At 49.9% G+C, this 8,978-nt stretch carries 5 protein-coding genes and 2 pseudogenes; 3 read left to right on the forward strand and 4 right to left on the reverse strand.

Features of this window, described 5'->3' with window-relative positions; genetic code table 11:
• On the forward strand, positions 1-2,645 hold a 2,645-nt coding region (locus tag Q0241_RS07210; protein WP_299375318.1), incomplete at its 5' end, for a DUF2339 domain-containing protein.
• A gap of 83 nt (positions 2,646-2,728) precedes the next feature.
• Positions 2,729-3,337, forward strand: a complete 609-nt coding sequence (locus Q0241_RS07215) for a DJ-1/PfpI family protein (RefSeq protein ID WP_299375321.1) — start codon at positions 2,729-2,731, stop codon at positions 3,335-3,337.
• A gap of 157 nt (positions 3,338-3,494) precedes the next feature.
• Here Q0241_RS07215 and typA read toward each other — a convergent pair whose 3' ends face one another.
• Both typA and Q0241_RS07225 read right to left on the reverse strand, forming a co-directional pair.
• The gene (typA, locus tag Q0241_RS07220) at positions 3,495-5,324 is read right to left on the reverse strand and encodes a translational GTPase TypA (RefSeq protein WP_299375324.1); all 1,830 of its coding nucleotides are present in this window, start codon (positions 5,322-5,324) and stop codon (positions 3,495-3,497) included.
• Between the two features lie 161 nt (positions 5,325-5,485).
• Positions 5,486-6,481 carry an adenosine kinase gene (locus Q0241_RS07225; RefSeq protein WP_299375327.1) on the reverse strand — a complete coding sequence of 332 codons (996 nt, stop codon included), beginning with the start codon at positions 6,479-6,481 and terminating at the stop codon, positions 5,486-5,488.
• Positions 6,482-6,847: 366 nt separating this feature from the next.
• On the opposite strand from Q0241_RS07225, the gene Q0241_RS07230 reads away from it, so the two are divergent.
• Positions 6,848-7,744, forward strand: a complete 897-nt coding sequence (locus Q0241_RS07230) for a DMT family transporter (protein ID WP_299375331.1) — start codon at positions 6,848-6,850, stop codon at positions 7,742-7,744.
• A 73-nt stretch (positions 7,745-7,817) separates the two neighbouring features.
• Here the strand turns inward: Q0241_RS07230 and dapB are convergent.
• Together dapB and Q0241_RS07240 are read right to left on the reverse strand one after the other, a co-directional pair.
• Positions 7,818-8,210 (reverse strand): annotated as a pseudogene (dapB, locus tag Q0241_RS07235) (4-hydroxy-tetrahydrodipicolinate reductase); the annotation flags it as partial.
• 12 nt (positions 8,211-8,222) lie between these two features.
• Positions 8,223-8,972, reverse strand: a pseudogene (locus tag Q0241_RS07240) (amidase family protein); the annotation flags it as partial.
• Between the last annotated feature and the right edge of the window lie 6 nt (positions 8,973-8,978).

Here is an 8,978-nt window from a genome sequence, read left to right on the forward strand (position 1 = left end):
AGTCTTTGCAAAAATCAGTACAAACCAACGAACAGCGTTCGTCCTCAGAAGAAATTGCAGCTTCTCAACCCGGAGCCAATGCTCAAGAACCATCAGACATAAAACAGGGTAACCAGCAAACTGAGCAACAAGACAAGCAACCTGTCGCAGCCAGATCCATTGCCGAAGCCATGGAAAACTATTCCAGCGACAAAAGCCCGTGGAAATCTTTCGAAGAGGCTTTCACCCGTCAGTGGCTGGTCTGGCTTGGCAGTTTGACCGTCATTATCGGGGGCGTCTTCCTGATAAAATATTCCATTGAGAACAATCTGCTCTCCCCCGGCTTTAGAATTACATGCGGCGTTCTTTTTGGTTTGGCCCTGATGTTTGGTGGGGAATGGTTACGCAGACGCCCCATTGAACAGGCTATCGCCGCGCTCAAACCCAATCATGTTCCCCCCGCCCTGACCGCAGCAGGTCTTGCCATCACCTATGGTAGTATCTATGCCGCCTATGGTCTTTATGATCTGATTTCGCCGCTCTTTGCCTTTGTTCTGTTGACTATCGTCGCAATTGCCGGGTTGGGGCTATCCCTACTGCAGGGGCCTTTGATTGCCGCCATGGGCATGGCTGGTGCCTTTGTTATTCCAATGCTTGTCAGTACGGGCAACTCATCCGCCTGGGCTCTTTTCAGCTATCTAAGCTTTATCACCGCATCAGCCTTGGCTGTTGTGCGTTATCAAAGCTGGTGGTGGCTTGGCTGGATGTCGCTCGCCGGTTCAGTCCTCTGGCAACTTATCTGGATGCCTGCTGCATGGATAAATGGCGATATCTATCCGCTGGCTCTGCATCAAATTCTGATGATTGGCCTCTTTATCGCGCCACGGTATGAAAGCTTCCTCAGTTCTATCGAAGATATCAAAACCAGCTTAAAGCACCCGTTCGATTTTCACGGCAAACTGTCACCAGAAAAGATCCTTGGGCTTTCTGCCATGACGGCTGTACTGGCATTACAGATTATCCTCTTGTCCATGGATAACTTCTCTACCGCCTCGCTTGTCTTCTTCTTTATCATTGCTGGCGGGCTTGGGTATAGCGCCTTCAAACTCAGACACTGTGAAGCCCTGCTTACGGGGATTTCATTGGTCGCGCTTTATATTGTCGCCCGTTATCCCTTCCCCGGTTCGATCGAGCTTCCAGAAACCCTCTACGTTTCCGGACAAGACGCGGGAACGCTTATTAACCCCATCATCCCGCCAGAGCTTAATTTCTATCTGCTGCTCTCTGGCTTTATTGCCATTATTGCCGCAGCTGTCGGCTTCAGAGGTCTGAGTAAAACCAAAACACCCGTGTATCTGGCGACGCTGTCAGCGACAGTCCCTTTGTTGGCCTTCTTGTTTGTTTATCTCAGAGTATCCGCTATCGGTGCTGATCTCGCGTGGAGCCTACTCGCACTGGTTCTTGCTGGCCTCGGCTTTATGGCCGCCAAACAGGTCCTGCCAAAAAGATCAGAAGCTGGTATGGAACCTGTATTGGGCGTCTATGCCCTCTCGGTTCTCGCTGCTTTGGGTATTGCCTTTGCCATCGCCTTTGAAAAAAGCGGCCTGACGATTGCCCTCGCCTTACTCCTGCCCTCAGCCGGATGGGTTGCGTCTCAAGTACGCATCCCCTTTATACGTCCATGCATTCTTTTCGTCGCTGTGGCAGTTATCCTTAGGCTCGTCGCCCTGAATCATTTTGATCCTGTAATTCCACAAGAAGAAGTCGATGCGCTCTGGCTTCTCTATAGTTTTGGTATTCCAGCAATCGCTTTTGCCGGGGCGGCCTATTATTTTAAACAAGAAAAAGACGACCAGCTCGTGACTATTCTTGAATCAGGGGCACTCGCCATTGGCGTCGTACTCGTCAATCTGGAAATCAGATATCTGGTGAACGACAATAATCTGTATGCCCAGTACTACGGCCCGCTTGAACAAAGCCTACAGTCCCTGTCCTGGTTGATAACAGGCGCATTCCTTTATTACCGCAATCGCATCGTACCGCGCATTGCCAGCAACTGGGGCTCTAAGATCCTGTTATCCATGGCTGGGGCACAGATACTGGTCTTCCAGTCTCTTATCTTCAACCCTGTCTTTACCAACGAAGCCGTGGGGAACTGGCCACTATTCAACCAGCTATCGCTCGCCTATCTAATTCCCGGCTTGATCAGTGTTATTATTTACCGCGAAGCCCGTAATCAGGAGCATAAGAAGTTTATGCCATGGATAGGCGGCATCGCTGTCTGGCTTGTCTTCCTGGACCTGACACTTGAAGTCCGCCGGGCGTTCCATCCCCTTGCTATGGCATCAGGCGACATTCTCAATGCCGAGGGTTACAGCTATTCCGCCGCATGGCTTATCTTTGCCGGAATACTGCTTGCCGTCGGGATCATTCGGGATATTTCCAAGATACGCCACCTCTCGCTTGGGTTGGTTCTTCTGGTGACGACCAAAGTCTTCCTGTGGGACATGTCCGCCCTCAGCGGCCTCTACCGCGTAGCCTCGTTTATCGGCCTTGGTCTCTGCCTGATCGGCATCGGCTTCCTCTACCAGCGCTTTGTCTATCCAATTGGATCAGAACCGGAAGAGGGTAATTCTGGCCAAAAACCTTCAGAAAAACAGGCCTAGTCTGGTGCCAAACCTATGGCAAGTATCTAGCTAGATACTTGCCTATGTACTCACTTCTAATAAAACAAGGCTTAGATCTATAAATGAGAACTATAGGCGCTTTAATTTTCCCCGGATTTGAATTGTTAGATGTATTTGGTCCAATGGAAATGTTTGGCCTTTTATCAAAGGACTATGAACTTAACCTGATAGCAGAGCACAAAGGAGCAATCCAAAGTGGCCAAAAGTTATCTGCTGTCGCTGATTTTTCGATCAAAGACCGGCTCGATTTCGATATTATCTTTGTTCCCGGTGGTGCAGGAACAAGAAAAGAAGTCGAAAATTCCAATGTCCTTCAATGGATAGAGAAAACAGCAGATCACGCTGAATTTGTTCTAAGTGTTTGTACCGGAAGTGCTCTCCTTGCCAAGACTGGCTTGCTTGATGATAAGCGTGCCACAACAAACAAAGCAGCATTCGAGTGGGTTGTGTCTCAAGGGCCAAGAGTTCAATGGGTAAAGCAGGCTCGATGGGTTGAAGATGGTCGATTTATGACGTCTTCCGGCGTATCCGCTGGAATGGATATGAGCTTAGGTGCAATATCAAAAATGCATGGGAAAGACCGTGCAAAGCAAGTCGCAAAATGGAGTGAATACGATTGGCACGCAGACTCTAGTTGGGACCCCTTTGCAGCAATGCATGGGTTAGTTTAAATATTATTCAGAGATATTTTTCTAGCTTTAAGACAGATCAATCCGACCAACGCTCACAGAACACTTAAAGAGTCAGAAAATAATATTTAGACCACAGAAAAGGGGCTGCTAAAAAGCAGCCCCTTTTGTCATTTCTATCGAAGATAGCGAAGATCGTTTAGCCGATCGCTTCTTTGCTACGTGCGTGACGTTTACGCTCGTGGCCGATCAGATATTGCTTACGCAGGCGGATTGATTTTGGTGTTACTTCCACCAACTCATCATCCTGAATGTATGCAAGTGACTGTTCAAGAGAACGAATACGCGGTGGTGTCAGCTTGATCGCATCATCTTTACCAGAAGCACGCACGTTGGTCAGCTGTTTAGCTTTCAACGGATTCACTTCGAGGTCATTGGGGCGACTGTGTTCACCGATGATCATGCCTTCGTAAAGTGCATCACCTGGGTTCACAAAGATCTCTCCACGCTCTTCAAGGTTCCAAAGGGCGTAAGCAACAGCAGAACCGATACCATTGGAAATCAAGACGCCCTGACGACGACCCTGAATCGCACCGCGGTATGGACCAAAGCTGTGGAACAGACGGTTCATGATGCCGGTACCACGTGTATCGGTTAGGAACTCACCATGATAACCGATCAAGCCACGTGAAGGCGCCAGGAAGGTCACGCGGGTTTTACCCGCACCGGATGGACGCATGTCAGTTAGCTCAGCTTTACGCTCAGCCATTTTCTCAACAACAACGCCGGAGTATTCTTCGTCCACATCAACGACAACTTCTTCCATTGGCTCAACCAAGGTATCCGTTTCATCTCTGTGCATCAGCACGCGCGGACGAGAGATCGAAAGCTCAAAGCCTTCGCGACGCATGTTCTCAATCAAAACACCCAACTGAAGCTCACCACGACCAGCAACTTCGAAAGAATCCTTTGAATCACTTTCTTTGATGCGGATGGCGACGTTACCTTCAGCTTCACGGTTCAGACGATCACGGATCATACGGCTGGTAACTTTGTCACCTTCACGGCCCGCAAGCGGAGAATCGTTCACAGTGAAAGTCATCGCCAAGGTCGGCGGATCAATCGGCTGTGCAGCAATGCCTTCTTCTACAGATGTATCGCAGATCGTATCAGCAACGGTTGCATCAGGAATACCCGCAATCGCCACGATGTCACCCGCACGCGCTTCCTCAACAGGAACACGTTTTAGACCATCAAACGCCAATAGTTTTGACAAGCGGCAATTGTTGATCGTTTTACCGTCGGCAGTGATGACCTTCACTGGCATATTCACCTTGGCAATACCAGAGTGGATACGACCGGTCAGGATACGGCCCAGGAAGTTGTCTGCTTCAAGTGTGGTTGCCAGCATGGAAAACGGTGCATCAACTTCTTCAGTTGGTGCTGGCAAAATATCAATCATCAACTTGAAGAGTGGTTCCATATTCTCTTGCGGATCTTCAAGGTTTGTAATTGCCCAACCTTGTTTTGCAGAAGCGTAAAGAACCGGGAAATCAAGCTGATCTTCGGTTGCATCAAGGTTCACAAGCATATCAAAAACCTGATCCACAACCCAATCAGGGCGCGCATCAGCTTTATCAGCTTTGTTGATAACAACAATTGGTTTCAGACCACAGGCAAGAGCTTTTGATGTCACAAACTTGGTCTGTGGCATTGGGCCTTCTGCGGCATCAACCAGCAAAACAACACCATCAACCATGGAAAGGATACGCTCAACTTCACCACCGAAATCGGCGTGACCAGGTGTATCAACGATGTTGATCCGGGTTTCTTTCCAAGCCACAGACGTACATTTGGCAAGAATCGTGATACCACGTTCTTTTTCCAGATCGTTGCTGTCCATTGCACGTTCATTGACCTTTTGGTGGTCACTAAATGTACCGGATTGTTTTAGTAGCTCATCCACCAAAGTGGTTTTGCCGTGGTCAACGTGTGCGATAATCGCTACGTTGCGAAGCGCTGTAGTCATTGCCTTATACTCTCATGTATCAAAGAGGGGCTTCTGCGCCCCGCATTATCTTCGGTCATCAAATACACCCGGGTCATCCATGGCGTTATCAATGTGCTCTTGTCTTTCTGTTCTACGTAACCACTAAGGTCTGTAGCGCAGTCGTGTGACAGAGCGATGACCTACTTAAGTTTTTCCTCTACCAGTTCCGCCAGAGAAGTTTCTGGGCGGGCGCCAAAGTGGGAAATCACCTCGGCGGCGGCGATTGAACCGATCCGGCCACTGTCATAAAGATTGTAGCCGTTCGTGTATCCGTAAAGAAATCCTGCTGCATATAGGTCGCCTGCCCCTGTTGTGTCAACCACCTGTTCAACAGGAATGGCATCAACAACGTGAACTTCATCACCCGCACAAACGACAGAACCCTTATCACCACGGGTAATTGCCGCGACAGAACAACAGCCTCGGACCGCTTGCAGAACAGCATCAAAGTTATCAACTTCGAAAAGCGCCATGGCTTCTTCTTCGTTGGCAAAAAGAATATCAACGTAGTTATTCACCAGATTCAGGAAAGATTCGCGGTGACGACCAACACAGAAAGAATCTGACAGTGTCAGCGACACCTTACGTCCAGCAGCATGGGCTGTTTTAGACGCATGGATAAAAGCTTTCTTCGCTTCTTCCGGATCCCAAAGGTACCCTTCCATATAGGTAACTTTGGCAGACTGAATCATTTCTTCGTCGATATCAGCAACTGTGAGATTAACACAAGCACCGAGATAAGTATTCATCGAACGTTCAGCATCTGGCGTCACAAAGATCAAACAACGCGCAGTAGAGGGGCCATCCGTTGCAGCTTCGGTATTGAACTCAACACCTTCTGCGCGAATGTCATGACGGAAAACCTGACCGAACTGATCATCACGTACTTTACCAAAATAGCCGCCCTTGCCACCAAGCGATGCAATACCCGCCATAGTGTTCCCAGCAGATCCGCCAGAGCGTTCAATCGCAGGCCCCATCACATCATAAAGTGCATTAGCGCGATCCTGATCAATCAGGTTCATCGCCCCTTTGATGATTCCCTGTTCTTCGAGCAGCGCATCATCAGCAGTGGCAACAATATCAACGATGGCATTACCAATGCCGACAACATCAAGTTTGGCGTTTTCGCTCATAAAATTTCCGCATTATAGGCCCACAGAGTTTGCTCTGGGGTCGGTTACAGTCAGGTTATAATTTGCGCGGAGTATAGCCGGTTCCGTATTCTGGGCAAGCACAAAGCCACAGGTCTCCCATGCGTTGCTCACAAGGCTTGCTTTCAATCTGTAAAGAATTTCCAAAGATGTCGCTTAAGTAACTGAAAAAACGCCTGACTATCTTGCCTCTTGCCCGCGCGTGGAATAAAGATCAAAGTCGATGGAGGTTACAAAACTTCATATTTCAAACAGCTTTACCCGATACTGCCCCAAACAGCGGTTTAAAAGCCCTGTGTAAAGTCGTCTGAAAAGGGCGCGTTTATTACATTCTGAGAAAGTCACGTTGTGAGCACACAGGAAAATCAGGCATCTATATTGGATACCACACGGCAAGGTATTATCTTGGCCATTATCGCTATGGCTGCCTTTTCTTCAGGTGATGCCGTGGTCAAACATGTTGCGCAAACCTATCCCCTGCCACAACTTCTTTGGGTACGATACATTATCCTGTCTGTATTTGTGATTAGCATGGCGCTTTATAAAGCTGGCCCAACGGGATTAAAAAAGGTTGCACAGGCGAACAACCTGCCCCTGCAGATATTCAGATCCGTCTTTTTATTGGGCGAAGCGTTCCTCTTTACCCTAAGTTTCAAACTGCTACCCATTGCCGACGTCCATGCAATCGTGGCGGTGGCCCCCATCGTCGTCACAGCCTTATCAGCACTGTGGTTAAAAGAACTGGTTGGTATCCGTCGTTGGTCAGCTGTCCTTGTTGGTTTTGCAGGCGTAATGATTATTCTACGGCCTGGCTTTGAAGGCTTTAACGAACTCTTTCTATTGCCCCTTCTCGCAGCAGCAGCCTTTGCCGTCTATCAGATTTTGCTACGTATCAGCAGCCGTTATGACGATGGAGAAACATCACAGTTTTATACAGGTGTCGTTCCCTTGATCTGTGTAACCTTCATGGTTCCGTTTTTCTGGGTAACGCCGGATCTATACGGCTGGTTGGCGCTCATTGCCGGGGGTATTTTTATCAGCCTCGGACATTTCTTTCTGATCTTCGCGTTTCAATACGCAACCCCGTCTGCAATCCAGCCCTTTAACTACACACTTCTGGTCTGGGCCACGCTCTTTGGCTGGCTCTTCTATGATGAATTTCCAGATCAATGGACCATCGTGGGGGCTTTGGTCGTGGTCTCTAGCGGGCTATACACTCTCTATCGTGAGCGGAAACGGAGCTAAGACGATTCTTTTGTCCTGGCATAAAAAAGGGAGCGAACAGCTCCCTTTTCAACATCGCCAAGATTGAAACAGTCTATTTCAATCCCAGCACATCTCGCATGTCATAGAAGCCATTTTTTTTGCCCTGCAACCAGTTGGCAGCTTTAACGGCACCGCGGGCAAAGACTTCACGATTGCTCGCCCTGTGTCCCAGCTCAATCCGCTCGCCATCTGCGGCAAAGATCACACTGTGATCACCCACGACATCGCCACCGCGCAGCGTTGCGAAACCGATATCGCCGCGTTTTCTGGCCCCAATAATGCCATCGCGTACCTTGTCTGCAACTTTATCCAAATCAACACCCCGTCCGGACGCAGCAGCTTCACCAAGTGCCAGTGCAGTGCCTGAAGGCGAATCAACTTTGTGGCGGTGATGCATTTCCACAACTTCAATGTCGTAATCTTCATCCAACGAAGCCGCAACCTGCAGCGTTTCGCGGTCGTGACCTTCTGGTCCGATAACTTGCAGAGACAACGGCAACCCAGCCTCGCTCAGGCCTGTAAACACTGCCGTGGCAGGCAATCTTGCGAAATCGGCCCAGGCCGTAAAGTCCGCCTGGTTCGCCGGGGCGTCGACATCAAAACCAAATGCCTCTTGCGGCGCGGTTGGTGCGACGATGAAATCGACGTCCTGCCAAACTGCCGCCGCCGCGCTGTGGACGTCTCGTATGTGAGAATAAGCGGCGTCGACTTTCTCTGTCCGTTGGCGCACACCCCAATGCAGCAGATTGTAGAATGTATCACTCAGACCATCCGGGCGGCGGCCATTGGCGGTGACGCCATGCTCTTTCGCTCCTTCGACTTCCGAGACAACCAGGCCCGCGCGGCGCGACCGTGAATAGTCATACTCCGGCGGCGCAATCGCTCGCAGCGACGCGCCTTGCCCCTCAACATTCGCAATCGCTTCGGAGAACCCCGCAGCAATAGCAGGCGTCAGCGCGACATCGCCTGCGCCATCCCAGACGCCAATCTTCACGCCCGACAAGTTTGCAGCGTTCAGAGCCGAGGCCTTTCCCCAATCGGCGAGGACATGCATGGCCTGCCACAGTGTTTCAACGTCTCTCGCCAGTGGGCCAACATGATCGAGGGTTGTGGAAAGTGGTATGACACCGTGATCCGGAACCACACCCGAACTCGGTTTATGGCCCTGCACACCGCAATAGGCTGCCGGAATTCTGACGCTGCCCATTGTGTC

The organism is uncultured Kiloniella sp. (assembly GCF_937128705.1).
GTDB lineage: Bacteria > Pseudomonadota > Alphaproteobacteria > Kiloniellales > Kiloniellaceae > Kiloniella.

Coding starts and splice junctions, on each gene's coding strand:
- typA (WP_299375324.1), bottom strand. CDS start 5,324: ATGACTACAGCGCTTCGCAACGTAGCGATTATCGCACACGTTGACCAC.
- Q0241_RS07215 (WP_299375321.1), top strand. CDS start 2,729: ATGAGAACTATAGGCGCTTTAATTTTCCCCGGATTTGAATTGTTAGAT.
- Q0241_RS07225 (WP_299375327.1), bottom strand. CDS start 6,481: ATGAGCGAAAACGCCAAACTTGATGTTGTCGGCATTGGTAATGCCATC.